The organism is Streptomyces sp. BBFR51, from assembly GCF_044591655.1.
Lineage (GTDB): Bacteria > Actinomycetota > Actinomycetes > Streptomycetales > Streptomycetaceae > Streptomyces.
Window position 1 is genome coordinate 5,357,180 of the sequence record NZ_CP172448.1, and the last position, 25,965, is coordinate 5,383,144.

The window sequence follows — 25,965 nt, forward strand, 5'->3', positions numbered from 1 at the left end:
GCGAAATAAAACCTTCTTCCCGCCCTCCGCAAAGGGAGAAGAAATACCGTTTCTGCTGCACATTCCGGCGAGATGCTGAATGCGGCACACAGCGTGCCCGCCGCATTCCGGCGGGCATTGCTCCGTCGCGTTCGCAAGGAGATGGCAGCGTGGTGCGAAGCAGGGCGAAGGCCGTGGCCGACGCCGCCGACCGGCTTCTGAGGGCAGGTCAGCTGCTGCGGAAGTCGCCGACCACCCTCGATCTGAGGGCCGTGTACCGCACGGACCAGAAAGTCAACGACAGTCCTTATCGTGAGCGGTGGGCGCATGACAAAGTGGTCCGCTCCACACACGGCGTCAACTGCACGGGTTCCTGCTCGTGGAAGGTGTACGTCAAAGACGGTCTGATCACCTGGGAGACCCAGCAGACGGATTATCCGAGCGTCGGCCCCGACCGTCCCGAGTACGAACCGCGCGGCTGCCCGCGCGGCGCTTCCTTCTCCTGGTACACGTATTCGCCGACCCGCGTACGCCATCCGCTGGGGCGCGGTGTCCTCGTGGAGATGTACCGGGAGGCGAAGCGTCGCAACGGCGGCGACCCCGTGGCCGCCTGGGCCGAGCTGACCTCCGACCCCGAACGCCGGCGCCGCTACCAGTCGGCCCGCGGCCACGGCGGCTTCGTCCGGCTCGACTGGGACGAGGCGCTGGAGATCGCGGCGGCCGCGCAGGTGCACACCATCGCCGAGTACGGCCCCGACCGCGTCGCCGGATTCTCCCCGATCCCCGCCATGTCCATGGCCTCGCACGCGGTCGGCGCCCGCTACCACTCCCTCATCGGCGCCCCGATGATCTCCTTCTACGACTGGTACGCCGACCTGCCGATCGCCTCCCCGCAGGTCTTCGGCGACCAGACCGACGTACCGGAGTCGGGGGACTGGTGGGACGCGGCCTACCTGATGCTGTGGGGCTCCAACGTCCCGGTCACCCGCACCCCGGACGCCCACTGGATGGCGGAGGCCCGCTACCGCGGCCAGAAGGTCGTCGTCGTCTCGCCCGACTACGCCGACGCCACCAAGTTCGCCGACGAGTGGCTGCACCCGCACCCCGGCACCGACGGGGCGCTCGCCATGGCGATGGGGCACGTGCTGCTCACCGAGTTCTTCGTGCGGCGGCAGGTGCCGTACTTCACCGACTACGTGAAGCGCTTCACCGACCTGCCCTTCCTGGTCGCCCTCGACGAACACGCCGAGGGCCGCTGGACGCCCGGCAAGTTCGTCACCGCCGCCGACCTCGGGCTCGGCCGGCACGCCGACGCCGAGGCCCGCCCGTGGATGCCGGTGCTCATCGACGCGGACACCGAGGACGTCGTGGTGCCCAACGGCACGCTCGGCGACCGCTGGGCCAAGGGCGGCGCGGGCCGCTGGAACCTCGACCTCGGCGGGGTCGAGCCGCTGCTCACCCTGCACGGGCACACGGACGGCGGCCGCGACAACGGTGTCGAGGTGGTGCTGCCCCGCTTCGACGAACCCGGGCAGACCGTCGTGCGCGGCGTACCGGCCCGCGAGATCGGCGGCCGGCTCGTCACCACCGTCTTCGACCTGCTGCTCGCCCAGTACGCCGTCGCCCGCCCCGGACTCGCCGGCCACTGGCCCGCCGACTACGACGACGCCGACGAGCCCTGCACCCCCGCCTGGCAGGAGCGCATCACCTCCGTCCCGGCCGCCGCCGCCGTCCGCGCCGCCCGGGAGTTCGCGCGCACCGCCGAACAGACCCGCGGCCGCTGCATGATCGTCATGGGGGCGGGTACCAACCACTGGTTCCACTCCGACACCATCTACCGCTCGTTCCTGTCCCTGCTGATCCTGACCGGCTGCCAGGGCGTCAACGGCGGCGGCTGGGCCCACTACGTCGGCCAGGAGAAGGTCCGCCCCTACACCGGCTGGCAGCAGCTGTCCACGGCCGCCGACTGGGTGCGGCCCTCGCGGCAGATGGCGGGCACCCCGTACTGGTACCTGCACACCGGCCAGTGGCGCCACGAGTCCCACCCGGCCGACGCCCTCGCCCCGCCCACCGCGCCCGGCACCCTCGCCGGTCGCCACACCGCCGACCTGGTCGCCCAGTCGGCGCGGCTCGGCTGGATGCCGTCGTACCCGACCTTCGACGCCAACCCCCTCGACCTCGGCCGCCGAGCCCGCGAGAGCGGCCAGGAACCGGGCGACTGGATCGCGGACCGGCTCGGCTCCGGAGAGCTGGACTTCGCCTGCGAGGACCCCGACGCGCCCCGCAACTGGCCGCGCGTCCTGACCGTGTGGCGGGCCAACCTCATCGGCTCCTCCGCCAAGGGCAACGAGTACTTCCTGCGCCACCTGCTCGGCGCCCGTGACGGCGCCACCGGCGCCGAGGCCCCGCCCGAACACCGGCCGCGCTCGGTCGCCTGGCGGGACGACGCCCCGCGGGGCAAGCTCGACCTGCTGCTGAGCCTCGACTTCCGGATGACCTCGACGACCCTCTTCTCCGACCTCGTGCTGCCGGCCGCCACCTGGTACGAGAAGCACGACCTGTCCAGCACCGACATGCACCCCTTCGTGCACGCCTTCAGTCCGGCGATCAACCCGCCCTGGCAGGCCCGCACCGACTTCGAGATCTTCCACTCCCTCGCCCGCCGCTTCGGCCAACTCGCCGCCGGCCGCCTCGACACGGCCCACGACCTGGTCGCCACCGCCCTCCAGCACGACACCCCCGGCGAGACCGCCCAGCCCGGCGGCCGGGTCACCGACTGGCGTGACGGCCGCACCCCCGTCGAGCCGGGGCGCAACGCCCCGAACGTCACCCTCGTCGAACGGGACTACACGGCCGTCGCCGACCGGCTCGCCGCCTTCGGGCCGCTGGCCGAGGAGCACGGCATGACCGTCAAGGGCGTCACCGTCAACCCCGGCCAGGAAGCCCACTGGCTCGCCGCCCGGTGCGGCACCGCACCCGCCGGTCCTGTCCACGGGCGCCCCCTGCTCGACACCGACGTCAAGTTCTGCGAGGCGATCCTCGCCCTGTCCGGCACCACCAACGGCCGCCTCGCCGCCGAGGGCTTCGACCGCCTCGCCGACCGCGTCGGCCCCGGCGCCGGACTCGCGGAGCTGGCCGCGTCGGTGCGGGAACGGCGCGTGGTCTTCTCCGACACCCAGGAACGGCCCGTGCAGGTCGGGGCGAGCTTCGAGTGGTCCGGCAAGGAGGCACCCGACCGCCGCTACTCGCCGTTCACCGTCAACACCGAGCACAAGAAGCCCTGGCACACCCTCACCGGCCGCCAGCACTTCTACGTCGACCACGACTGGATGGCGGAACTGGGTGAACAACTCCCGGTCTACCGGCCCCCACTGAACCTGGCCGAACTGGGCGACACCCCGACGGCAGCGGGAGACGGCCGGGCGGTCACCGTCCGCTACCTCACCCCGCACGCCAAGTGGTCCATCCACTCCGAGTACCAGGAGAACCTGCTGATGCAGACCCTGGCCCGCGGCGGCCCCGTCATCTGGATGAGCCCCGCCGACGCCGACGCGATCGGCGCCGCCGACAACGACTGGGTGGAGGCCGTCAACGCCCACGGCGTCGTGGTCGCCCGCGCGATCGTCTCGCACCGCATCCCCGATGGCACGGTGCTGATGTACCACGTCCAGGAACGCCTGGTGAACGTGCCCAAGTCGGAGGCGAACGGCCGCCGCGGCGGCGTCCACAACTCCCTCACGAAGCTGCTGGTCAAGCCCACCCACCTCATCGGCGGCTACGGCCAGCTCTCCTTCGCCCCCAACTACTACGGCCCGACCGGCAACCAGCGCGACGCCGTCACCACGATCCGGCGCCGCTCCCAGGAGGTCACGTACTGATGCGCGTCATGGCACAGGTGGCGATGGTCATGAACCTCGACAAGTGCATCGGCTGCCACACCTGCTCGGTCACCTGCAAGCAGACCTGGACCAACCGCACCGGCACCGAGTACGTCTGGTTCAACAACGTCGAGACCCGCCCCGGCCAGGGCTATCCCCGCGGCCACGAGGACCAGGACAAGTGGAAGGGCGGCTGGCGCCTCAAGGGCGGTCGCCTCGTCCCGCGCACCGGCGGCCGCGCCCGCCGCCTCGCCCGCCTCTTCGCCAACCCCGAACTCCCCACCCTGGACGACTACTACCAGCCCTGGACGTACGACTACGAGAACCTCACCACCGCCCCCCTCGGCGACGACATCCCGACCGCGCCGCCCCGTTCCCTGATCGACGGCCACCCCACCGCGATCACCTGGGGTCCCAACTGGGACGACGACCTCGGCGGCGGCCCCGACCAGCTCGCCGCCGACCCGCTGCTGGCCCGGATGAGCGAGAAGGTGCGGCTCGACTACGAGCGGGCGTTCATGTTCTACCTGCCCCGCATCTGCGAGCACTGCCTCAACCCGTCCTGCGTCGCCGTCTGCCCCTCCGGTGCCCTCTACAAGCGCGTCGAGGACGGCATCGTCCTCGTCGACCAGGACCGCTGCCGGGGCTGGCGCATGTGCGTCAGCGGCTGCCTGTACAAGAAGATCTACTTCAACCACGCCACCGGCAAGGCCGAGAAGTGCACCTTCTGCTACCCGCGCATCGAGGCCGGCGACCCGACCGTCTGCTCCGAGACCTGCGTCGGCCGGCTCCGCTACCTCGGCGTCATGCTGTACGACCCCGACAAGGTCGGCGCCGCCGCCTCCGTCACGGACGAGACGGACCTGTACGAGGCCCAGCTCGGCTGCTTCCTCGACCCCGACGACCCCGAGGTGGCCCGGGCGGCGGAGGCCTCCGGCATCCCGCACGACTGGATCGAGGCCGCGCGCCGCTCCCCGGTGCGCGCGTTGATCACCCGCTACCGCGTCGCGCTCCCGCTCCACCCGGAGTACCGCACCATGCCGATGGTCTGGTACGTCCCACCGCTCTCCCCGGTCGTCGACGCCCTCACCGGCACGGGACACGACGGCGAGGACCCGGCCGCGCTGTTCGGCGCGATCGACGCGCTGCGCATCCCCCTCGGCTACCTCGCCGAACTCTTCACCGCGGGCGACCCGGGGCCCGTCGAGGCCGCCCTGTGCCGGCTGGCCGCGATGCGCTCCCACATGCGGCGCGTCAACCTCGGCGAGGAACAGGACCCGCAGATCGCGCGGGCGGTCGGTCTCGACGAGCCCGGCATCCTGGAGCTGTACCGGCTGCTCGCCCTGGCCAAGTACGACGAGCGGTACGTCATCCCGACCACCTACACCGGGTCCGTCCCCGACCCCGGCGCGACGGGCGCGGGGTGCAGCCTGGACGGCGAGGGCGGCCCCGGCATGATGCCGGGCAGGGCGGGCGACGGCTCCGGGTTCGACCCCGACGCCTTCCACGCGCCACCGGCCGCCGCCGCCCCCGCCGGTCCGTCGCGAGGCCGGGTCAACCTCCTGAACTGGGACGGAAAGGGGCGCCCGGACGGCCTCTTCCCGCGCACGTCCCGTACCGCGCGGACGGAGCCCGGGCTGTGAGCCGTACCGGAAAGACCACGACCGCGCCGGTCGTCTTCCAGGCCGCGGCCCTGCTGCTCGGCTACCCGGACGGCGACTGGCGCGGCCGCCCGCACACGGTCCGCGACGCGGTCGCCGGGCTCCCCGGCCCCGAGATCCAGCTCCTGCTCTCCTTCTGCGCCCAGGTGGAGCGGGAGGACCCCCTCGCGCTGGCCGCCCGCTACGTCGCCACCTTCGACCGCAGCCGCCGCCGCTGCCTCTACCTCACCTACTACACCGACGGCGACACCCGCCGCCGGGGCGCCGCCCTGGCCCGTATCAAGTCCCTCTACCGCACCCACGGCCGGGTGCCCCCGGACGACGAACTCCCCGACTTCCTGCCGCTGATGCTGGAGTTCGCCGCCCGCACGCCCGAGGCGGGCACCGCCCTGCTGACCGAGTACCGCGCGGCGATCGAGGTACTGCGCTACGCCCTCGAAGCCCACCGCAGCCCCTACGCCCACCTCCTCCAGGCCGTCTGCCGGTGCCTGCCGGGCCAGGCACCGGCCAGCCGCGAGGAGGCCCTGCGCCTGACCCGTTCCGGCCCGCCGACCGAGGCGGTGGGCCTGGACGTCCCGGGCCCCTTCCCCGCCCAGCCCCGGCCGACCGACGAAGGAGCCCGCCGATGAAGCACCTGCACACCGCCCTGTGGGGCGTGCTGCCCTACCTGAGCCTGGCGGTGCTGGTGGCGGGCACGGCCTGGCGCCACCACTACGACCGCTTCGGCTTCACCACCCGCTCCAGCCAGCTGCACGAGAGCCGGCTGCTGCGCGTCGCCGGGCCGCTCTTCCACTACGGCCTGCTGTTCGTGATCGCCGGCCATGTGGCAGGACTCCTGGTCCCCGAGTCGCTGACCGACCGCCTCCACGTCGGCGAGGAGCTCTACCACGCCAACGCCCTCCTCGCGGGCGGCACGGCGGGCCTGGCCACCCTGGCGGGCCTCGCCCTCCTCCTGCACCGCCGCCTGCGCACCCCCGTGATCAGGGCGGCGACCAGCCGCAGCGACCGAGTGGTCTACCCCGTGCTGGTCACGGTCGTCCTCGCCGGACTGACGGCCACCGCGTCCGGCGCCACCGCCGCGTCCACGTACGACTACCGGCTCGGTGTGTCGGTCTGGTTCCGCAGCCTGTTCACCCTGGCCCCCGACGTGACCGCCATGGCCGAGGCCCCGCTGGTCTACCGCCTGCACGCCCTCCTCGCGATGGCCCTCTTCGCCCTCTGGCCCTTCACCCGCCTGATCCACGCCTTCACGGCACCGCTGGGCTACCTGGTGCGGCCGTACGTCGTGTACCGCCACCGGGGGCGCGGCGCGGTGGGGGCGGGCCGGCCGGGGCGCTGAGCGCTCAGCGGGGCGCGTGGTGGCGCCGGCGGCGCAGGGCCGGGTCGAGCAGCGCGGGCGTGGCGTCGAACTTCTCGTGCGCGGCGAGGTCGGTCCCGGGCGCGACGATCGCGTCGATCGCGTCCAGGACGTCGTCGGAGAGCACGGTGTCGGCGGCGGCGAGCTGGGAGTGCAGGTGGTCCAGGGTGCGGGGCCCGACGAGCGCGGCGGTGACGGCGGGGTGCGCGGTGACGAAGCCGAGGGCGAGCTGGATCAGGCTCAGCCCGGCCTCGTCGGCGACCGCGGCCAGCTTCTCCACGGCGTCGAGCCTGGCCCGGTTGGCGGGCAGGGCGGTGTCGAAGCGCTCGGGCAGGACCGCCGACCGGTGCGTGGCGACGTCCTGCCCCGCACGCACCGCCCCCGACAGCCACCCCGAGGCCAGCGGGCTCCACACCAGCACGCCGAGCCCGTACTGCTCGGTCACGGGCAGTACGTGGCTCTCGATCCCGCGCTGGAGGACGGAGTAGCTGGGCTGCTCGGTGACGTAGCGGCTCAGCCGGTGCTCGCGGGCGGCCCACTGGGCCTCGACGATGCGGTACGCGGGGAAGGTCGAGGAACCGAAGTACCGGATCTTCCCGGCCCGCTGCAGATCGGTCAGCGCGGACAGCGTCTCCTCGTCGCTGGTGTTCGGGTCCCACCGGTGCACCTGGTAGAGATCGACGTGGTCGACCCCGAGCCGGCGCAGGCTGTTGTCCAGCTCGGTGACCAGCCAGCGGCGCGAGGCGCCCTGGTGGTTGGGCTCGTCACTCATCGGCATGTACGCCTTCGTGGCCAGCACGATGTCGTCGCGGCGCCCGGCGATGGCCTTGCCGACCATCTCCTCGGACTCGCCGCCGCTGTACCAGTCGGCGGTGTCGATGAGGTTGACCCCGGCCTCCAGGGCGGCGTCGACGATGGCGGTGGCCTCGTCCTGGGTGGTGCGCCCGATGGCGCCGAAGTTCATCGCGCCGAGCGCGAGCGAACTGACCTGCACACCGGTGCGGCCCAAGGTGCGGTACTGCATGACGGTTCCTCCACGGGGAGTGGCTTGCGTATGGGTTGAGGCATGACTTGGTGGCGGGCGGGCTCGACGCTCTGGCATCATGGAGAGTTCAAGCGGAACCGCGTCCCGTTTACTGATGACGACGATACGGGACGCTGTCCCGTTTATCAATGGCGGTCGGCGACGCGAAGGGAACGGCACGGTGCGGGACGGCGAGGAGGCGACGGTGCGGGAAGAGGCGACGGCCCGGAAAGAAGCGACGGTGCGGGAAGAGCCGACGGCGCGGGAAGAGGCGACGGTGCGGGGGCGGCCCAAGCGGGCGGACGCCCGGCGCAACGAGAAGAACCTGCTCGACGCCGCCGCCGCGGTCTTCGTCAGGTCGGGCGTGGAGGCCCCCGTACGCGACATCGCGGCCGAGGCCGGCGTCGGAACGGCCACGATCTACCGCCACTTCCCGACCCGGGCGGACCTCATCATCGGCGTCTACCGGCACCAGGTGGAGGCCTGCGCCGAGGCCGGCCCCGCCCTGCTGGCGAGCAGCCCGACCCCGTACGCCGCGCTCGCGAGCTGGATCGACCGGTTCGTCGACTTCCTGGTCACCAAGCACGGCCTCGCGGCGGTCCTCCAGTCCGACAACACCGGCTTCGAGACCCTCCACGCGTACTTCCTCGACCGCCTGGTCCCCGTGTGCACCGACCTCCTCGCCGCCGCGAGGGCCGCCGGCGAGATCCGCACCGACGTACCGGCCATCGCCCTCATGCGCGGCGTCGGCAACCTCTGCATCGGCGCGGAAACGCCGGACCCGCGCTACGACGCACGGCAGTTGGTGGGGGTGCTGATCGCGGGGTTGCGCGGCCCGAGCTGACGGTCACCGTCGGCGAGAGGCGCCGAGTGGATGTGCGCCGCGATGATTGCTGGATAGAGTCGTCCCGCTACAACTGGTTGTGGGGACAACCAGTGTTGGGGGGGAGGGCTGACAACCCATGAGTCGTCGCACGACTGGTCACGTCGGGGTCTGGGCCGAGATGCAGCGGCAGCGGCAGCGCCAGCTGGAAGCCGAGGCCCGGCAGCGCAGACAGGAGGCCCAGCAGGCGAGGGCCTTCGAGCGACGAGCCGCCCAGAGCTACCGCGGATACAAACAGGCCGAGGCGATCCGCCGCACGGAGGAGCTGGACGCCCAGGTCGCGGAGCTCCAGGAGCTGCTGGCCTCGGGCTGCCGGGCGCCTGCCTTCCGCCCCTCCGCCCTCATGCGCGCCGAAGAGCTTCCGCCCCTGGCCGCGGTGATCGAAGGCGTCGGACGCCGGGAGCCCGATGCCGTGGTCGAGTACTTCTCCGCGGCTCTCTACACCTCGACGGCATGGCCCGAGGGCTTCCCCCGCCAAGTCGCGATGGCCTACGACCCCGCAGCCCGGCAACTGGTACTGGACTGGGAGCTGCCCACCGGCAGCGTCGTCCCGCAGTCCAAGTACGTCCGGTACATGTACGCGGCCGACCAGTACAGAGAGACTCCTCGCCCGGTGGGACAGCGCAGGGCTCTCTACAAGGAAGTCCTCGCGCAGTGCATGCTGCTCGTGCTGCACGAACTGTTCGCCGCCGACGAGTCCGGTGTGCTGGAGTCGGTGGCACTGAACGGCTTCGTCGACGGACACGACCCCACGACGGGCAGGCGGGACCGCATCTTCTTGGCCACCGTCATGGCCGGGCGCTCCTCGTTCCGCGAACTGCATCTGGCCCAGGTGAACGCGGAAAGCTGCCTGGCCGACGCGCTGCGCGGGCAGTTGTCCGCCCGCCCGGACCAGCTCGTCGCGATCAGGCCGGGCCGACGGCCCGAGGAGGTCGGCCATCGCGTCGCCACCCACGGTGGTGACGAGGAGCCCGATCTGTACGAGATGGACCCGATCGCCTTCGAGGGCCTCGTGGCCGAGCTGTTCGAGGCCATGGGGATGCGGGCGGTGACCACCCAGCGCTCCAACGACGGCGGTGTCGACGTCCGCGCGCTGGACCCGACGCCGATCCGGGGCGGACAGATCGTCGTCCAGGTGAAGCGGTACCGCAACACGGTGCCGCCCACCGCCGTCCGTGACCTGTACGGGACCGTGCAGGACGCCGGGGCGAACAAGGGGGTCCTCGTCACCACGTCGGGATTCGGCCCCGGTTCGCACACCTTCGCCAACGGCAAGCCGTTGGAACTGATCGCGGGGACCGAACTCGTCGACCTGCTGCGCCGCCACGGCCTGCGCGGCCGGCTGGGCGACGGCGGCCGCAGGGACTCGAGGCCGCCGCTCCCGCCCGCCCCGGAACCGTCGTTGCCCGACGAGTACAACGTCCTCGGCATGTCCTGGACCGGAAGTGTCGCCCTGGACGTGTGCGCTCTCGTGTGCCGGGGCACCCACATCCTCACCGACGACCACTTCGTCTTCTACAACAACCCGCAAACCCCGGACGGCTCCGTACGGACGCTGCCCGCCACGGCGCCCGACAAGGCAGCGATCTGCGCCTCGTTCGACACCCTGCCGGACGACGCCGATCGTCTCGTGCTGGTGGCCGCCGTCGACCCGGAGGTCAACCCGGACGCCGATCTGTCCGGTTTCACGGACGCACGCATTCGCCTGCTCGACCCGGCCCTGACGGAGCTGGGCCAACTCGAAGTCTCCGAAGGTCGCCCGCACGAGACCGCCCTGGTCCTAGGCTCCTTCCGCCGCAGAGCCAACGGCGACTGGGACTTCGTCGTGGGTGGAAGAGGTTACGCGGGTGGCCTGGAGGAGCTGCTGCGCGACTTCGGCATCGAGGTGGACTGACGCGAGCGCGCTCTCGTCCCCACGCTCTGTCAGCCGACCGAACCGCCCCGTGCGCGTTGGCCGGTGCTACTCACCGCAGCGCACTCGAGCCCGTGACCGACGCGGCGGCGGTCGACTGGATCAGATTCGACGGCTGACACGACACGTGGCCGGGACCGGCCCGTCTCACGTCTCACGTCTCACGTCTCACGGACCCACAGCGACGGGTCGCTGCTTGTCGCCACGGCCATGGTGCGTCCTGAGGGCGAGAAGCCGGCCGCTCGGAAGGTGGAGTAACCAGAGTGGAAGATGTGCCACCACCCCTCCCCGTGCGGACCAGCGTGCGGCAACCCGCCGTCGCGGGACAACACGCTCGTTCGGCCAGGCCGGGGCGTCGACCTCCAGCTCCCGCCCGTCCCGAGTCCCGGTGTGCAGTCCTCCGCCGAAGAGCCCCGCGATGTGCACCCGGCTGCTTTTGACCGGTCCCAGCCCGGGACACGACAGGTCGGCCGCTTCGCCGGGTGTGCTGCCGTCGGGATCCGACCGGGACGAAGGCGACGGGCCGCCAAGGCCCGGGGGCGGGCACCACGGGTGCCGCGAGCCCGGGACAACGTGGCTCCTTCACAGTCCGGTCAGATGGTCGGACAACCAGCCGGCGTGACGGCAGCGCAGCCGGTCGCGCTCGCCGGGCGTGGAGAGGATGACGTCCGCGCCGCCGTCGTAGGGGTGGTGGATGCGCCGGACATCCGTATCGGTCACGAAGACCTCGACGAGCGCTTCGTCGGCGACAGCGAGCAGGAGATCGTCGAGGCAACCGCGCCGCCACGGGCGCCGGTCGGCATAGAGGCGTGTGTGGGTGTGGAACTCGGGGTCGGGATCGTCCTCGACCGACTCCGTCCACCAGAGAACGCCGTCCGGGTGGAGTTCCCGCCGTGGGGTCGCAAAACCCTCGGGCCCCTTGGGCGTACTGGACCAGTCCATGGTCACGACGAACACGTCGAGCCCCGTGAACAACTCGTCCAGGACCGTGTTGTACCGCTCGATCACCATCGCGTACTCCTCCTCGGACTCCGGATAGCGCTTCGAGCCGGGAAGACTGTGGAACCGCACCCAACGGTCCGCGTACGCGCTGCGGAAGGTGTGGGCCAAGGGCGGCACCGAGGGACGCCGGACCCGCCACTGAGCCGCGAGCCCGTCCTTGCCGGGGTGTCGGTCCATCACGGTCGTCATGGTCGCAGGTGGCTCAGTGGTCCGTCGTCGCCGGGACAGGGCCGCTCCTGGGGCAGCAGCCCTCGCGCCGAGTCGAGGTCGCCGTCGCGTACGAGGGCGTGGATCTCGCGGGCCAGTGGCGTCACGTCCTGCATGCCGACCGCAGGGGCCGCAGCGCCAGGTCGTGCTCGGGGTCCCACTGGATGCGCGTCGGTGAGCGCTTCAACTCGCGTTGCCAGGTGGCTCGGTCAGGGTGCAGCCCCGGCGCGTAACTCGACAGACACGCGTTGCGCAGCGCTCACAACCTGATCTCGCCCGGGAGTTGATCGGGATCCGACAGCAGCACTTCTCTATGGCGCAATGCCAGTTGGAGCAGCCCTGCAGCAGGAGACGACATACGGCTCACAGGGAGAGCGCTGACGCTGGCGTCGTCGAGTGGAAGACCCGTGATCGTCCCGTTGGACCGCGGTCCGCTGACCACAACACCTTCTTCGTTGCGCTCCACCGCTTCAGCGAAGATCGTGTCGAACGTGGCCGCCTGAAATACCGCCACAGTCATAAGACATACGGCAAGGTTCAAAGGCTCCAACGCCATGCCCAAGCACCATACACGCAAAGAACTGTCCGCTAAGGCGGCGTTGAGTAGGCTGTAAGGAGGTTGGTCGTAGTCTACTTCTGCGCCCGAGTCTCCCTTGGCCTCTGGTGCCCCGAGCAACTCCTCGTTGTACTCGCGCATGATGGTGCGCCATAAGTTCAAGTCCTGACGGTGTGCAAGAGGCGAGAACGACGCAGGCTGAACCATGCCGGCTGGAATCGGCCCGTAAGTGCCCTCTCCCGTGGCCACGTGGCCGGATTCTCTGTAGAGGAGAAAGAAGGTGGCGTGCCCATCGGGCTACGGCGCAGGGTCAGCGTGCCGACGGCGGGGAACACGCCACGTTTTTTCCAGTAGCAACGGGTCGTCCGCCAGGAGCCTGCGCATGGGCAATGCCCGCCAGGGCGGCCTCTTTGAGGGTGCCCGGCTCGTGGCCACGGCCAGTTCGTGAGCGACGGCCTCGTTCTGGTCGATGAGATCGAAGTACTGGCCCGTGCCGAAGATCAGACGAGGTCCATCCGGACGAGACCAGTCGGCACGTGTAAGACGAAAAGACGGGCGATTCTCGAAGAGGGTCGGACGTGTCAGGGCCCCCATGGCGGCGGAATACCGTTCGAAGCGATGTGCTTTTGACTCCTTCGGCAAGCAGCGCCGCGCTGCCTCTAGCAACGGCCGATTGACAGGTGGCATCACGTCCTGCCATTCCACAGTGACCGCCGACAGCGGGACGGGAGCCGGCGGGCGCATGGCCGCCTCCCACAGCAAGGAGGTACCACCGATCCGCTCCAGTGAAGGGCGGGCGAGAACATGCATGTCAGCGGCCACTTCACACAACTCACCAAAACGTTGGCGCAGATCCGTCCGTTGCTTGACGAATGTCAAGGAAGTCCTCCAGGACCTCGGTAAACCGCGCCGGCTGTTCCTCGGCTGCGTAATGGCCGCAGTCGTCGAGGACCACTCCGGTGACGTCGTCGGACGCCAGCCGCATCGTCTCGGCGACCATCGCGCCGCTGTACCGCGCGCCGCCGATGGCGAGCACCGGCAGCGTCAGCCGGGTCTTCTTGCGCTGCTCGTTCTGCGCGATCGTCTCGTCCAGCGCCCGGTAGTACGCGAAGCTCGCCCGCAGCCCGCGAGGATCCGCGACGATCGCATCGACGTAGACGTCGACGGCGTACGCGGGGATCGCGTCCGGGGTGGCTGCCTTCTTGGCGAACTGGTAGCCGAAGAAGAGCCGCTCCCGTCCTCGGACCAGCTCCTCGTTGAGGTCGGTGAGCCGATTGAAGCCGAAGTGCCAGAGCCGCTGGCTGACCGCGGCCGGGCTGAAGACCAACGGCGTCGGCGTGAGACCAGGGATAATGGCGTCGACGACGGCGAGCCGGCCCACCCGCTCGGGGTGATCGGCGGCCAGGGCGTATCCGGTCCACATGCCGATGTCGTGGCCGACCACGTCGAACCGGTCGTGCCCGAGCGCGGCCATCAGAGCAACCAGATCGGCGGCCAGCGTGCCGGCGTCGTACCCGTCGTCGGGCTTGTCGGAGAGCCCGGCCCCGCGCGAGTCGACGGCGACGACGGTGTGCTCGCGGGCGAGCGCGGGCATCACTTCCCGCCAGGCGTACCAGGTCTGGGGCCACCCGCCTACCAGCAGCAGCGCCGGGCCGTCCCCGCCGGTGACCGCGTGCAGCCGCAGTCCGTTCACCTCCACGAGCCGGCTGGTGAAGACGTCGGTGAACCCGTCGGGCAGCCGCAGCGAACTCAAGGTTGTCATGCCGGCGACCATACCCATCTTTGAACGATCAGTACAAGATGTGTAGGCTGACGGACCATGGCAGGCCGCAAGCAATTCGACGTGGACGATGCGCTACGACGTGCGATGCACGTCTTCTGGCGCTGGGGCTATTCGGAGGCCTCGATTGATCGCCTGGCCGAGGGCACGGGCCTGGGCCGGGGCTCGCTCTACGGCACCTTCGGCGACAAGAGCGCCCTCTTCCGGAAAAGCCTCCAACGCTACGCGCAGACCTACCACCCGCTGTACGAGCAGGCACTGTCCGGCCCCCACCCGAGCCCGAGCGCCGTTGTGACCGCCTTCCTGCAGGTCGCCCTGAACCGTATCGCCGACCCGACGGTTCCGGATGGCTGCCTGCTCACGGTGTCGGCAACGCAGTTCCCGGCGCTTGACGCGGAGGGCCGGGCGATGGTCCGCGCCATGATCGACGGTTTGCGGGCGAGGCTGGAGCAGGCGTTGCTGGCGGCGGGGGCCGGTGAGCAGGAGGCGGCAGAGCTGGCGTTGTGCACGCTGGCGACGAACAAATCCCTGGCGGTGCTGAGCCGCGCCGGCTTCTCGAGCGAAGACCTGGCAACCGTTGCCGCAGCCGCCGGCCGTGTCCCCGGGAGACCACATCCACTACGTTGAATGGTGCCCTGGACACCCAGAGCCCCGGCAAAGTCGTTAGGTGATGCCGAGTAGTGCCAGTGATCGGGTGCTGTCGCGGGCGTGGTGGCGGTTGGCGGCGGCGATGTTGGTGACGCCGGTGATGCGGAGTGCGCCGATGGCGGCGTTGCGCAGGGCGGCCATGACCTGGGGTCCGGTGCGGATCTGGGAGCGGTTTTCGTCGTAAGTGACATCGCGGACCCAGTGGATCTGGTTCGGCTGGTCCAAACGGTGCCGCCGGCGGCGGATCTGGATGGCCTGGGCGGCGTGCGGGAAGTCGATGCCGGTGGAGACGGTCAGGATCTTCAGGGTGCGGATCTCCCGGCGGCCGTGTCCGCGGCCGGCCTCGCGGGTGACGTCCAGGACGGCCCGCCAGGGCAGGCCGGCCAATTGCTGGTGCAGGGTGGGCTGGTTGCCTTTGACGGTCAGCATCCAGTCGGCGCCGCGTTCGGACAGGTAGGTGACGTGATCACGCTGGCAGTGCAGCGCGTCGACGGTGATCACGGTGCCGCGCAGGTCACTGATCTGGTCGAGCAGCGGTGCGAAGCGAGTGATCTTGTTGGTCTTGCGGTCAACGTCGGTGCTCGCGAGGACGACGCTGGTGTCCTGGTCACAGGCTGCGAGGACGTGCCGGGGAGTGCTGCCGCTGCTGCGTGAGCCGCGCAGAGTCTTGCCGTCGACCGCGATCGCTTGTCTCGTGGCCGGCTCCTCCGTGATCGTGGCCCAGCCGGTGAGCCAGTCACCGATCGCCGCGGTCAGCAGGTCAGGATCGAGTGCTTGCAGCAGGCGGCGGACCATCGCCTCGGACGGCCTGCGATCAGGATTGATACCCAAGGCGCTCATGGTCGCGGCTGGGACGTCGTCGATCCATTCGGCGATCGCCGTGTAGGAGCGGCAGCCGGCCACAACAGCGCAGACCGCCGCGCTGTCTACGACCGGCAGCCGGTGCCGCACACCACGACGAGCTCGTGGATCCGGTAGATGTGCCAGCGCCGTGGGCAGCCCGCCAGCGCCGGGTCTGGTTCAGTGAGGACGACGAACCGGTGATCGCTGAGCAGGAACCACTCAGTGGCTTCCTCATCCAGTTCTCGCTCTTCGAAGCATCCATGGGCGCCGACTACGTGGCATTGTCCTGGCGGCTCACCGCAGAGCAGGTCGACCGGCTCGCTGAGGCACTCCTTCTCGTGCCGTTGCGCCCGTTCTGGCCTGCGGCTCCCACGCGCTTCTACGTGGCTCCCGGGCTTGTCCTGCATGTCACAGACGAAGGAAGCGGCAATGGGTTCAGCGCCTGGGCCGGCGCCACCCACCGCAGGGCTCTCGCCCCTTTGGCCGACCTGGTGGAGTGGGACCGGTTCGACGGCTGACACCGCGAGACGCACGACTTCGCCGTCAGACCCCGATAGAGGTCTGTGGACGCGGCTTGGTGACCCACGTCATCCTGTCCCGCTTCCACGCGGCCGGAAAACGTCCCTCGCGGACGGCGGGGAGGCCGATCTCCGGTGCGTACGCCTGGTAGACGGTGACGGTGGACGCCGTGTAGGCCGTCCGTATCTCACGGTGTGGTTCCTGCATGACGTACAGCGTGGGCCTGGACGCTCTGGTCCGGCCAACGGTTTTCGGCGAGGACGGTCACAGCGCGTCGAACGGGGGGACGATACGGACGACGATGACCAGCGGATCCCGTGGCGCGACCAGGAAGTGGAACCATCCGCCGGCTGCGGCCATCCGTCGTAGTCCGCCCGGACGCGGGCCGTTGCCCAGGTCGCTGATGTCGACGCCTGTAGTGGCCAGGTCGGTGAGTTGACCAGCCAGACGTTCTACTTCCGCCACGACGTGGACCGGGATACCACCTGCCACGTGATCGTGGTCAGGGGCAGTACTCCCATTGCCACTGCATGGTCATCGGGAGTGAAGGCCGACAGCGGCGTGTGCTTGGTCGAGGATGCGCCCGATCTCGGAGGCGGCCCGTCGTGCCTGGGTGGCGTCGCCCGACTCGACGTGCTTCTCCCAGCTGCGCAGGTCTGCTGCCAGGCCTGGCTGGCGCTGGATGTAGACGTGGGCGGCCCACTGGGCGACGAAGCGTTGCAGGGGTGCCAGATCCGAGCCCTGCCGGGACTGGTCCGCCGCCTGATCCAAGTCTCGTGTGAACGCCGGTAGCGCCGCCGGCGCGATCTGCCTGATGGCTTGACGCAGTGCGGCGACCGTAGCAGGGGGCTGGGGCATGAGCGGTTGCCCGGCGGCGGAGGTGGTCATTGCTACTCCCGTGGGCGCGATTCCGGTCCCGTGCGTCAGGCTATGCGTCGCAAGTGCCGGCCCACCGCTCGAACGGGTGAAGGCAGAACCGATGCGCCCGTCCGGGCCTCGCGTCGCCACACGCCGGGCCAGGTCGGGCGGTCGGCGTGGAATCGTCGGGGGGCCTCGTGTGTTGGACAGGGCGGGTGCGGAGGCCGGTCGTGTGTGGGCGGCCGGGTAGCCGGCCCGAGTGAACGAGCTGAGAGACATTGGAGGGCCGCGATGGCTGCGCAGACGCAGAGGGCCGTGCTGGCGGGCGGATGCTTCTGGGGGATGGAGGAGCTGATCCGTCGGCTCCCGGGCGTGACCGCGACCCGGGTCGGGTACACCGGGGGTGACGTGCCGAACGCGACGTATCGCAACCACGGCACGCACGCGGAGGCCATCGAGATCCTCTTCGACCCCGAGGCGACCGACTACCGCGCGATCCTGGAGCTCTTCTTCCAGATCCACGACCCGAGCACCAAGAACCGCCAGGGCAACGACATCGGCCTCAGCTACCGCTCCGCGATCTACTACGTGGACGACGAGCAGAAGCGGATCGCCGAGGACACGATCGCCGACGTGGACGCCTCCGGACTGTGGCCCGGCAAGGTCGTCACCGAGGTGGAGCCGGTCGGACCCTTCTGGGAGGCCGAGCCCGAGCACCAGGACTACCTGCAGCGTTACCCGGAGGGGTACACCTGCCACTTCCCGCGCCCGGGCTGGCGGCTGCCCGCCCGTACCGCGGGCTGAGCGCGGGTGGTACCAGGCGGCCCGGTCGGCATTGCGACCGGGCCGTCCGCGTTGACACCCCTCACTGCGGAAGCGTCGCCGGGCTGCCGCCGTTCGCCTCGTAGCCCGCCACCGCGAGCGCGCGGTAGACCGCGAACTCCGCCGCCGGGTCGCCGGACAGGGTCCAGGGCAGGGCGCCGACGTGGCCGTCTATGACCGTCAGCTGGTTCATCGCCTCGGCCCAGCGCTCGCCGCGGACCAGGAAGAAGACCAGAAGGTGGCGGACGTGCGCCTGCATCGGGTCGTCCGGGCGGGCCGAGTGGACCGCGTGCAGGGCGCCGTGGACGGCCTTGGTGACGACCTCGCTCTGGTAGAAACCACTGACCAGGTTGACCTCGGGCAGGTGCTCGAAGACCGCGAAGAGGGGCATCGCCGCGAGCAGGGAGCCCCGCGGGGCGCGGGCGGCCGCCGCCTCCGCGAAGGAGTACGCCAGGGCGCGGGAGCCGTGCCACTTCTCGCACCAGTACTGCAGGGCGGCCAGGTGCGCGCCCATGTGGTCGGGGGCGCGGTCAAGGATCTTCAGCCAGAGCTGTTCGAAGTCCTCGCGCGGGTAGCCGAGGCCGCGGGCCACGGACAGCTCGACGATGTAGGGGATCGGGTCACCGGGGGCGAGCAGCGCCGCCTCCGCGCAGGCCGCCCTCGCCTCCTCCATGATGATCCGGAAGTCGTCCGTGCCAGGCGTCGCCGTACGCCACGCCTGCTGCACCAGGAACTCGGCGTGCACCGCCGCGCCGCCCGCGTCCTTGGGGGCCTCGGCCCGCCACACCCGCAGCCACTGCCCACCCGGCGTCTCCCCGACGCCGCCGGGCCGCTGCCGCAGCTCCAGCGAAGCGGCGCCCGCGAAGGCCTGCACGCGCTGCCAGCGCCGCTCGCCCTCCGCCTCCGTGCCGGCGAGGAGCTGCTGCGCTCCCCGGTAGTCCTGCGTGCGCTGCACCAGGTCCAGGACGTCCAGCAGGTCGTGGTCAGGACCCGGCATGCGGATGTCCAGCTCCTCCTCGCGGGCGAAGCCGTAGTTCGCGGGGTCGGCGGCGTCCGGGTGGCCGGGCGGGACCAGGCCGACCGCGCCGCGCCGGCGCCGCGAGATTTGGAGCAGCACGAAGCCGAGCATGACCAGTGCCATCAGGACCCAGAGAATCTCCATGTCTCAAGCGAACCAGACGCCGCCGACAATTGGCCAACCTGTCCCCCGCCCTGTGGAAAACGCGCGAAGCGTTCCGCACGGCTACCCTCGGTGCCCATGAGCGACAGGCACATCAGTCAGCACTTCGAGACGCTCGCGATTCACGCGGGCAACACCGCCGATCCCCTGACGGGCGCGGTCGTCCCGCCGATCTATCAGGTGTCGACGTACAAGCAGGACGGCGTCGGAGGATTGCGCGGCGGCTACGAGTACAGCCGCAGCGCCAACCCGACCCGTACGGCGCTGGAGGAGAACCTCGCCGCCCTGGAGGGCGGCCGCCGCGGTCTCGCGTTCGCGTCCGGACTGGCGGCCGAGGACTGCCTGTTGCGTACGCTGCTGCGCCCCGGTGATCACGTGGTGATCCCGAACGACGCGTACGGCGGCACCTTCCGCCTCTTCGCCAAGGTCGCCACCCGGTGGGGCGTGGAGTGGTCCGTGGCGGACACCGGCGACCCCGCGGCCGTGCGGGCCGCACTCACCCCGAAGACCAAGGCGGTGTGGGTGGAGACGCCCTCCAACCCGCTGCTGGGGATCACCGACATCGCCGCCGTGGCCCAGGTCGCCCGTGCCGCCGGCGCCCGGCTCGTCGTCGACAACACCTTCGCCACGCCGTACCTCCAGCAGCCGCTGGCGCTGGGCGCGGACGTCGTCGTGCACTCCCTGACCAAGTACATGGGCGGCCACTCCGACGTCGTCGGCGGCGCGCTGATCGTCGACGACCAGGAGCTGGGCGAGGAACTGGCCTTCCACCAGAACGCGATGGGCGCGGTCGCCGGGCCCTTCGACTCCTGGCTGGTGCTGCGCGGCACCAAGACCCTCGCGGTGCGCATGGACCGGCACAGCGAGAACGCGACCAAGGTCGCCGACATGCTCTCCCGGCACGCGCGCGTGACGAGCGTGCTGTACCCGGGGCTGCCGGAGCACCCGGGGCACGAGGTCGCCGCCAAGCAGATGAAGGCGTTCGGCGGCATGGTGTCGTTCCGTGTCGAGGGCGGCGAGCAGGCCGCCGTCGACGTGTGCGACCGCGCGAAGGTCTTCACGCTCGGCGAGTCCCTGGGCGGCGTCGAGTCGCTGATCGAGCACCCGGGCCGGATGACGCACGCCTCCGCGGCGGGCTCGGCCCTGGAGGTGCCGGCGGACCTGGTGCGTCTGTCGGTCGGCATCGAGAACGCCGAGGACCTCCTGGCGGACCTCCAGCAGGCGCTCGGCTAGGACAGGCCCCTGTTGCCGCGCCGGCCGGGAGGTCTCACCAGCCCTCCCAGCCGGTCACGGGCGGGGTCGTCTCCGAGGGCGGCACCACCCACGGCTGCACGGTCAGCGCCCACACCGTGAACGCCACGGCCGCGGCGCCCAGCAGCAGCCACATCAGGCGGCGGGCGGCGGTCCTGCGCCGCAGCATGCGGCCGCCGCGGCGCACGGCCTCCGCGTACAGCTCGGGCGGCACCCGCGGCGAGGGCTGCTCCATGATCCGCCGCGCGGCGGCCTCGCGCTTCGGGCGGTTCACCGCGGCCTCCCGATGCCCCACGCGCGCGTGCCGCTCGCCATGCCGGTCGACGGCCCGGTGGGTGCATCACCGGTCGACGGCCCGGTGGGCGCACCGGTGGCCGTACCGGTGGCCGTGCGCGTACTCGGGTCGCCCGCCGTGCCCGTCACGGCGTCGCCGCCTTGGCCTTCGCCTTTGCCTTCGCCTCCGCCTCCGCCGGCACCCGGCGGGCCGGTGCGGTGGGCGGGCGCAGCAGGGTGGCCGTCGCCCGGTCGCAGATCGTCCGCACCCGCTCCACGGGCAGCCCGAGCAGCGCGGCCGCCTGCTCCTCGGCGACCCCCTCGTACAGCCTGAGCACCAGGATGAGGCGTTCCTGCGGGGCGAGCCCGCCCAAGGGTCCCGCGGGGGGCCGGCGGGCCCGGCCGAGGGCGCCGTACCGGTGCCAGGCCTCACGGGCGAAGCGGGTGGCCAGGTACTGGCGGGCCCGGTCGTACGGGTCCTCCCCGTGCAGCCGGTCCCAGTACGCGTAGGTGTGGGCGAGGCTCAGGGCCAGCAGGCGCCGCGCGCGCGGGTTGGCGTCCGGGGTCTCGGCGGTGAGCAGGGTGGCGGCGTGCAGCAGCCGCCCTGCCGCGCCCGCGACGAACGCCTCGAACTCGCGGGCCCGGCGGGCACCGTGGGACGCATGCCGTGCTCGCACCGCGCCTCCCGCCCAGCCGGCGACCGACCCCTGAGGTCTCATATCAGGCCAGGGGTGGCCCGCCGGTCAAGAGTCCGGCGCGAACCGCTCCGGAAAGCGCGTGAAGGGTCGCTCAGGAGCCCGACGGCGATTCGGCCGGCGCCGCGCCGGAGGGGGCCATACGGGCGGACAGGGCGCCGTTGAAGCGCGCGAGGAGCGCACAGAACTCCTCGCGCTCCTCCGGCGCCCAGTCGTGGGTCAGCTCGGCCATGAGCTGACGCCGGGAGGAACGGACCTCCTCCAGCCGCGACACGCCGCGAGGGGACAGCTGGAGGACCACGGCGCGTCCGTCCTCGGGGTGCGAGGTCCGCTTGACGAGCCCGGTGTCGACGAGCGGGGCCACCTGCCGGGTGACCGTCGAGGAGTCGATTCCCATGCTCGCCGCGAGCGCCTTCACGCCCATCGGGCCCTCTTTGTCGAGGCGGTTGAGCAACAGGTAGGCGGCGCGGTCCATGGAGTTGCGCACCTGCCCGACCCCGCCGAGCCGGGTCTGTTCGGCACGGCGGGCGAAGAGCGCGACCTCGTGCTGGAGCGTCTCGAGAAGACCGGTGTCACCGGCGGTCGTCATGTCCATCGACATTTCAGGTGTTGTGGGCATGGCCGGGGGCTCACTTCGTGGAGGGCTGCTAATTGGGGGACAGGGTACGCGGCCGGGCGGCAAGGCGTACCGGCGCTGGGCAAAGCGGGTCTCGGAGGTTGGTCACAACCGTCCCCGGCGCCCGTGAACTGCGATGCTGGAGGTATGAGCTACAGCACGGCTGCCCTGGTCGGACCGGTCACCCTCGACGACGTGCGCGGAGCCCAGAAGATGCTCTCGGGCGTGGCACGGGTGACCGCGATGGAGGGCAGCAGGCACCTGTCCCAGCTGGTCGGCTCACCCGTGCACCTCAAGTGCGAGAACCTCCAGCGGACGGGCTCGTTCAAGCTGCGCGGCGCCTACGTCCGGATCGCCGGGCTGCTGCCCGAGCAGCGGGCCGCCGGTGTGGTGGCGGCGAGCGCGGGCAACCACGCGCAGGGCGTCGCGCTCGCGTCGTCGCTGCTGGGCGTGCGGTCGACGGTGTTCATGCCCAAGGGGGCCCCGCTGCCGAAGATCAGCGCGACCCGGGACTACGGCGCGGAGGTGCGGCTGCACGGTCAGGTGGTCGACGAGACGCTGACCGCCGCGCAGGAGTACGCGGAGCGGACCGGCGCGGTGTTCATCCACCCCTTCGACCACCCGGACGTCATCGCGGGCCAGGGCACGGTCGGGCTGGAGATCCTCGAGCAGTGCCCCGAGGTGCGGACCGTCGTGGTCGGCATCGGCGGGGGAGGGCTGGTGGCCGGGATCGCGGTCGCCGTCAAGGCGCTGCGGCCGGACGTGCGGATCGTGGGCGTGCAGGCGGAGGGCGCAGCGGCCTACCCGCCCTCGCTGGCCGCGGGTCGTCCGGTGGCCGTCGAGAACCCGGTGACGATGGCCGACGGCATCAAGGTGGGGCGGCCCGGTGACGTGCCGTTCGGGATCGTCGGCGAGCTGGTGGACGAGGTCCGTACGGTCTCCGAGGACGAGTTGTCCACCGCCCTGCTGCTGTGTCTGGAGCGGGCGAAGCTGGTCGTGGAGCCGGCCGGGGCGAGCCCGGTGGCGGCGCTGCTGAGCGAGCCGGGCGCCTTCGAGGGACCGGTGGTGGCGGTGCTGTCCGGCGGCAACGTGGATCCGGTGCTGATGCAGGGCGTGCTGCGGCACGGCATGGCCGCGCAGGGCCGCTACCTGGCGGTCCGGCTGCGGCTGACGGACCGGCCCGGCGCCCTGGCCACGCTTCTCGGGGTGTTGTCAGTGGTCGACGCTAACGTCCTCGATGTGAGCCACGTCCGGACCCATCCGCGGCTCGGGCTCACGGAGGCGGAGGTCGAGCTGCACCTGGAGACGAAGGGCCCGGAGCACTGTGCCGAGGTCGGCCGGGCGCTGCGGGAGGCGGGCTACACCGTCATCGCCTGAGCCCGGCAAGCCCCTGAACAGGGGCCGGGAACCGCTTCGTCACTCGTTCGAGAAAGTGCATTGTGAGACGCGATACATCGCGTTATGGTGTGTCGTAAATCGCTCGCTGAGCGCGGCGAAACGTACAAACCTAGGCTTTCAGAAGATTCCCCGACGACGTGGAGACTCATATGCCAGGCGCCATCTATGCCGAAGGTCTGGTGAAGACCTTCGGTGACGTAAGGGCTCTGGACGGCGTCGACCTCGATGTCCCCGAGGGCACGGTCCTGGGCCTGCTCGGGCCGAACGGCGCGGGCAAGACCACCGCCGTCCGCTGCCTCACGACCCTGCTGCGCCCCGACAGCGGCAAGGCGGTCGTGGCGGGCATCGACGTCCTCAGGCAGCCCAACGAGGTGCGGCGCTCCATCGGCCTGTCCGGCCAGTTCGCCGCGGTCGACGAATACCTGACCGGCCGGGAGAACCTGCAAATGGTCGGCCAGCTCTACCAGATGAAGGCCAAGGCCGCCAAGGCCCGCGCCGGTGAGCTGCTCGAACAGTTCCACCTCTCGGACGCCGCCGACCGGCCCACCAAGACGTACTCGGGAGGCATGCGCCGCCGGCTCGACCTGGCGGCGGCCCTGGTCGTCTCCCCGCCCGTCATGTTCATGGACGAACCGACGACGGGTCTCGACCCACGCAACCGGCAGGAGCTGTGGGAGGTCATCAAGCAGCTGGTCGCCGGCGGCACGACCCTGCTGCTGACCACGCAGTACCTGGAGGAGGCCGACCACCTCGCGCACGACATCGCGGTCGTCGACCACGGCCGCGTCATCGCCCGCGGCACCTCCGACCAGCTCAAGGCCCGCACCGGAGGAGAGCGCGTCGAGGTCGTGGTCCACGAGCGCGACCACATAGAGACGGCCGCCGAGGTGCTCGCCGGATTCGGCAAGGGCTCGACCAGCGTCGAGGAGCACACCCGCAAGCTGACCGTCCCCGTCACCGGCGGCGCGAAGCTCCTCGCCGAGGTCATCCGCGAACTCGACGTCCGCGGCATCGAGATCGACGACATCGGTCTGCGCCGCCCCACCCTCGACGACGTCTTCCTCTCCCTCACCGGCCACGTGGCCGAGGCCGAGGAAGAGGCGAGCGACCCGGCGGACGACGCCGACCACGACCAGGAGAAGGAGGCCGCCAAGTGAGCGCCGCCACCGACGCGGCGCCGGCCAAGGCGCCCATCAACCCCCTCGGCCAGTCCGTCCGGGACTCGCTGGTCATCGCCCGAAGAAACCTGATCCGGATGACCAGGATTCCGGAGATGGTCCTGTTCGGGGTCATCCAGCCGGTGATGTTCGTCGTCCTCTTCACCTACGTCTTCGGCGGCTCGATGAAGATCGGGAACACCACCGACCCGGGTGTCTACAAGGACTTCCTGATGGCGGGCATCTTCGCGCAGACCGTCACGTTCGCCACCGCGGGATCGGCGGCCGGTATCGCCGACGACATGCAGAAGGGGCTCGTCGACCGCTTCCGCTCCCTGCCGATGGCCCGCGGCGCGGTACTGACCGGCCGCACCGTCGCCGATCTCGTGCAGACGGCCATCACGCTGCTCGTCCTCGCGATCGTCGCGCTGATCGTGGGCTGGCGCACCGGCTCGGCCGACCCGACCAACGCCGGCAGAATCCTGGCCGGCTTCGCGCTGCTGCTGCTCCTGGGATACGCCTTCACCTGGATCGGGGCGCTGATCGGCCTGTCCGTGCGCACGCCGGAGGCGGCGACCTCGGGAGGGATCATCTGGCTGTTCCCGGTGACGTTCATCTCGAACGCCTTCGTGGACTCCAGCCAGATGACGCCCTGGCTGCGGCACATCGCCGAGTGGAACCCGTTCAGCGCCACGGTGCAGGCCTGCCGCGAGCTGTTCGGCAACCCGGGCGTCGTGCAGTCGGACGCCTGGCCCATGCAGCATCCCGTCTGGGCCTCGGTGATCTGGTCCGTCCTGATCATCGCGGTCTTCCGGACGCTGGCGGTGCGCAAGTACCGCTCGGCCGCCACCTGACGACGACGCGACGGTCCGACAGCGACGAGCCCCCGGCGTCACGGGGACACCGGGGGCTCGACTGGCGAGGGGGGAGGCGGGCCGGTCAGCCGTTGTACGGCTCGGCCTTGAGGATCCTCACCGAGGCAGGCTTGCCGTTGGGCAGCTCGTACTGCGCGTCATCGCCGACCTTGTGGCCGAGGACGCCGGAGCCCAGCGGGGACTGCGGAGAGTAGGTCTCGATGTCCGAGCTCGCGTACTCGCGGGAGGCGAGCAGGAAGGTCAGCGTGTCGTCCTCGTCGCCGTCGAAGGCGATCGTGACGACCATGCCGGGGGCCACCGCGCCGTTCGCGGCCGGGGCCTCACCCACCTTGGCGTTCTCGAGCAGCTGGGTCAGCTGGCGCACGCGGAGCTCCTGCTTGCCCTGCTCCTCCTTCGCCGCGTGGTACCCGCCGTTCTCACGCAGGTCCCCCTCCTCGCGAGCCGCGGCGATCTTGGCAGAGATCTCGGTGCGCGCAGGACCAGTAAGGTATTCAAGCTCCTCCTTGAGCTTGTTGTACGCCTCCTGGGTCAGCCAGGTGACGTTCTCGCTGGTCTGGGTCACGGGTGCTCCTCGTTGGTACTGGGAATACA

The 25,965-nt window shown here is 70.9% G+C and carries 26 protein-coding genes and 3 pseudogenes; 13 read left to right on the top strand and 16 right to left on the bottom strand.

Annotated elements, in window-relative coordinates:
- Positions 1–149: 149 nt before the first annotated feature.
- The 4 genes from ACGH7X_RS24630 to narI are packed head-to-tail and all read left to right on the top strand — an operon-like array spanning position 150 to position 6,857.
- Positions 150–3,857: a nitrate reductase subunit alpha gene (locus ACGH7X_RS24630; RefSeq protein WP_399887999.1), complete on the top strand. Its 3,708-nt coding sequence runs from the start codon at positions 150–152 to the stop codon at positions 3,855–3,857.
- On the top strand, positions 3,857–5,500 hold the full coding sequence (gene narH / locus ACGH7X_RS24635; RefSeq protein ID WP_399888001.1) for a nitrate reductase subunit beta: 1,644 nt from the start codon (positions 3,857–3,859) through the stop codon (positions 5,498–5,500). The genes ACGH7X_RS24630 and narH overlap by 1 nt, the downstream gene beginning before the upstream one ends.
- On the top strand, positions 5,497–6,147 hold the full coding sequence (narJ, locus tag ACGH7X_RS24640; RefSeq protein WP_399888003.1) for a nitrate reductase molybdenum cofactor assembly chaperone: 651 nt from the start codon (positions 5,497–5,499) through the stop codon (positions 6,145–6,147). The genes narH and narJ overlap by 4 nt, the downstream gene beginning before the upstream one ends.
- Complete coding sequence (gene narI, locus ACGH7X_RS24645; RefSeq protein ID WP_399888005.1) at positions 6,144–6,857, top strand: respiratory nitrate reductase subunit gamma; 714 nt, start codon at positions 6,144–6,146, stop codon at positions 6,855–6,857. The genes narJ and narI overlap by 4 nt, the downstream gene beginning before the upstream one ends.
- Positions 6,858–6,861: 4 nt before the next feature.
- Here the strand turns inward: narI and ACGH7X_RS24650 are convergent, their stop codons facing one another.
- Entirely contained in the window at positions 6,862–7,899 is a 1,038-nt protein-coding gene (locus ACGH7X_RS24650; protein ID WP_399888007.1) for an aldo/keto reductase, read from the bottom strand.
- A gap of 277 nt (positions 7,900–8,176) precedes the next feature.
- Here ACGH7X_RS24650 and ACGH7X_RS24655 point away from each other — a divergent pair, with 277 nt between their 5' ends.
- Positions 8,177–8,743, top strand: coding sequence for a TetR/AcrR family transcriptional regulator (locus tag ACGH7X_RS24655; protein ID WP_399897320.1), 567 nt, complete (start codon positions 8,177–8,179; stop codon positions 8,741–8,743).
- Positions 8,744–8,861: 118 nt separating this feature from the next.
- A complete protein-coding gene (locus ACGH7X_RS24660) occupies positions 8,862–10,676 on the top strand; it encodes a restriction endonuclease (RefSeq protein WP_399888009.1) in 1,815 nt (604 codons plus the stop codon).
- A 179-nt stretch (positions 10,677–10,855) separates the two neighbouring features.
- Here the strand turns inward: ACGH7X_RS24660 and ACGH7X_RS24665 are convergent.
- From ACGH7X_RS24665 to ACGH7X_RS24690, 6 genes and pseudogenes are all read right to left on the bottom strand, one after another.
- Positions 10,856–11,195, bottom strand: a pseudogene (locus ACGH7X_RS24665) (hypothetical protein); the annotation flags it as partial.
- A gap of 81 nt (positions 11,196–11,276) precedes the next feature.
- On the bottom strand, positions 11,277–11,885 hold the full coding sequence (locus ACGH7X_RS24670) for a hypothetical protein (RefSeq protein WP_399888011.1): 609 nt from the start codon (positions 11,883–11,885) through the stop codon (positions 11,277–11,279).
- Positions 11,882–12,162, bottom strand: a pseudogene (locus ACGH7X_RS24675) (DUF4291 family protein); the annotation flags it as partial. The gene ACGH7X_RS24670 and the pseudogene ACGH7X_RS24675, both read right to left, overlap by 4 nt.
- Complete coding sequence (locus ACGH7X_RS24680; protein ID WP_399888013.1) at positions 12,163–12,600, bottom strand: hypothetical protein; 438 nt, start codon at positions 12,598–12,600, stop codon at positions 12,163–12,165.
- Positions 12,601–12,756: 156 nt separating this feature from the next.
- Positions 12,757–13,338 carry a hypothetical protein gene (locus ACGH7X_RS24685; RefSeq protein WP_399888015.1) on the bottom strand — a complete coding sequence of 194 codons (582 nt, stop codon included), beginning with the start codon at positions 13,336–13,338 and terminating at the stop codon, positions 12,757–12,759.
- Complete coding sequence (locus tag ACGH7X_RS24690) at positions 13,292–14,221, bottom strand: alpha/beta fold hydrolase (RefSeq protein WP_399888017.1); 930 nt, start codon at positions 14,219–14,221, stop codon at positions 13,292–13,294. Before ACGH7X_RS24690 ends, ACGH7X_RS24685 begins: the two co-directional genes overlap by 47 nt.
- A gap of 57 nt (positions 14,222–14,278) precedes the next feature.
- Here ACGH7X_RS24690 and ACGH7X_RS24695 point away from each other — a divergent pair, with 57 nt between their 5' ends.
- Positions 14,279–14,866, top strand: a complete 588-nt coding sequence (locus tag ACGH7X_RS24695; RefSeq protein WP_399888019.1) for a TetR/AcrR family transcriptional regulator — start codon at positions 14,279–14,281, stop codon at positions 14,864–14,866.
- Positions 14,867–14,902: 36 nt separating this feature from the next.
- On the opposite strand, the gene ACGH7X_RS24700 is transcribed toward ACGH7X_RS24695, so the two are convergent.
- The gene (locus tag ACGH7X_RS24700; protein WP_399897323.1) at positions 14,903–15,886 is read right to left on the bottom strand and encodes an ISAs1 family transposase; all 984 of its coding nucleotides are present in this window, start codon (positions 15,884–15,886) and stop codon (positions 14,903–14,905) included.
- Between the two features lie 41 nt (positions 15,887–15,927).
- Here ACGH7X_RS24700 and ACGH7X_RS24705 point away from each other — a divergent pair, with 41 nt between their 5' ends.
- On the top strand, positions 15,928–16,248 hold the full coding sequence (locus tag ACGH7X_RS24705; RefSeq protein ID WP_399888021.1) for a hypothetical protein: 321 nt from the start codon (positions 15,928–15,930) through the stop codon (positions 16,246–16,248).
- 61 nt (positions 16,249–16,309) lie between these two features.
- Here the strand turns inward: ACGH7X_RS24705 and ACGH7X_RS24710 are convergent.
- The 3 genes and pseudogenes from ACGH7X_RS24710 to ACGH7X_RS24720 form a co-directional block, all read right to left on the bottom strand.
- Positions 16,310–16,456 (bottom strand): annotated as a pseudogene (locus ACGH7X_RS24710) (DUF4291 family protein); the annotation flags it as partial.
- Between the two features lie 57 nt (positions 16,457–16,513).
- Positions 16,514–16,714, bottom strand: coding sequence for a hypothetical protein (locus ACGH7X_RS24715; RefSeq protein ID WP_399888022.1), 201 nt, complete (start codon positions 16,712–16,714; stop codon positions 16,514–16,516).
- Between the two features lie 69 nt (positions 16,715–16,783).
- Positions 16,784–17,137 carry a DUF6247 family protein gene (locus tag ACGH7X_RS24720; protein WP_399888024.1) on the bottom strand — a complete coding sequence of 118 codons (354 nt, stop codon included), beginning with the start codon at positions 17,135–17,137 and terminating at the stop codon, positions 16,784–16,786.
- Between the two features lie 261 nt (positions 17,138–17,398).
- Between ACGH7X_RS24720 and msrA the strand changes: the two genes are divergently transcribed.
- Positions 17,399–17,911 (top strand): peptide-methionine (S)-S-oxide reductase MsrA, encoded by a 513-nt coding sequence (gene msrA / locus ACGH7X_RS24725; RefSeq protein WP_399888026.1) that lies wholly within the window; start codon positions 17,399–17,401, stop codon positions 17,909–17,911.
- A 61-nt stretch (positions 17,912–17,972) separates the two neighbouring features.
- Here the strand turns inward: msrA and ACGH7X_RS24730 are convergent, their stop codons facing one another.
- The gene (locus tag ACGH7X_RS24730; protein WP_399888028.1) at positions 17,973–19,091 is read right to left on the bottom strand and encodes a hypothetical protein; all 1,119 of its coding nucleotides are present in this window, start codon (positions 19,089–19,091) and stop codon (positions 17,973–17,975) included.
- Positions 19,092–19,187: 96 nt separating this feature from the next.
- On the opposite strand from ACGH7X_RS24730, the gene ACGH7X_RS24735 reads away from it, so the two are divergent.
- Positions 19,188–20,342, top strand: coding sequence for a cystathionine gamma-synthase (locus ACGH7X_RS24735; RefSeq protein WP_399888030.1), 1,155 nt, complete (start codon positions 19,188–19,190; stop codon positions 20,340–20,342).
- Between the two features lie 34 nt (positions 20,343–20,376).
- On the opposite strand, the gene ACGH7X_RS24740 is transcribed toward ACGH7X_RS24735, so the two are convergent.
- From ACGH7X_RS24740 to ACGH7X_RS24750, 3 genes are all read right to left on the bottom strand, one after another.
- On the bottom strand, positions 20,377–20,634 hold the full coding sequence (locus tag ACGH7X_RS24740) for a hypothetical protein (protein WP_399888032.1): 258 nt from the start codon (positions 20,632–20,634) through the stop codon (positions 20,377–20,379).
- A gap of 145 nt (positions 20,635–20,779) precedes the next feature.
- Complete coding sequence (locus ACGH7X_RS24745; RefSeq protein ID WP_399888034.1) at positions 20,780–21,310, bottom strand: sigma factor-like helix-turn-helix DNA-binding protein; 531 nt, start codon at positions 21,308–21,310, stop codon at positions 20,780–20,782.
- 112 nt (positions 21,311–21,422) lie between these two features.
- Positions 21,423–21,923 carry a MarR family winged helix-turn-helix transcriptional regulator gene (locus ACGH7X_RS24750; protein WP_399897326.1) on the bottom strand — a complete coding sequence of 167 codons (501 nt, stop codon included), beginning with the start codon at positions 21,921–21,923 and terminating at the stop codon, positions 21,423–21,425.
- Between the two features lie 168 nt (positions 21,924–22,091).
- On the opposite strand from ACGH7X_RS24750, the gene ilvA reads away from it, so the two are divergent.
- The 3 genes from ilvA (at position 22,092) to ACGH7X_RS24765 (ending at position 25,353) form a co-directional block, all read left to right on the top strand.
- Positions 22,092–23,321, top strand: coding sequence for a threonine ammonia-lyase (gene ilvA / locus ACGH7X_RS24755; protein ID WP_399888036.1), 1,230 nt, complete (start codon positions 22,092–22,094; stop codon positions 23,319–23,321).
- Positions 23,322–23,491: 170 nt separating this feature from the next.
- Positions 23,492–24,499, top strand: a complete 1,008-nt coding sequence (locus ACGH7X_RS24760) for an ATP-binding cassette domain-containing protein (protein ID WP_399888037.1) — start codon at positions 23,492–23,494, stop codon at positions 24,497–24,499.
- On the top strand, positions 24,496–25,353 hold the full coding sequence (locus ACGH7X_RS24765; protein WP_399888039.1) for an ABC transporter permease: 858 nt from the start codon (positions 24,496–24,498) through the stop codon (positions 25,351–25,353). Before ACGH7X_RS24760 ends, ACGH7X_RS24765 begins: the two co-directional genes overlap by 4 nt.
- 85 nt (positions 25,354–25,438) lie before the next feature.
- On the opposite strand, the gene greA is transcribed toward ACGH7X_RS24765, so the two are convergent.
- Positions 25,439–25,936: a transcription elongation factor GreA gene (gene greA, locus ACGH7X_RS24770; RefSeq protein WP_399888041.1), complete on the bottom strand. Its 498-nt coding sequence runs from the start codon at positions 25,934–25,936 to the stop codon at positions 25,439–25,441.
- Positions 25,937–25,965: the final 29 nt, after the last annotated feature.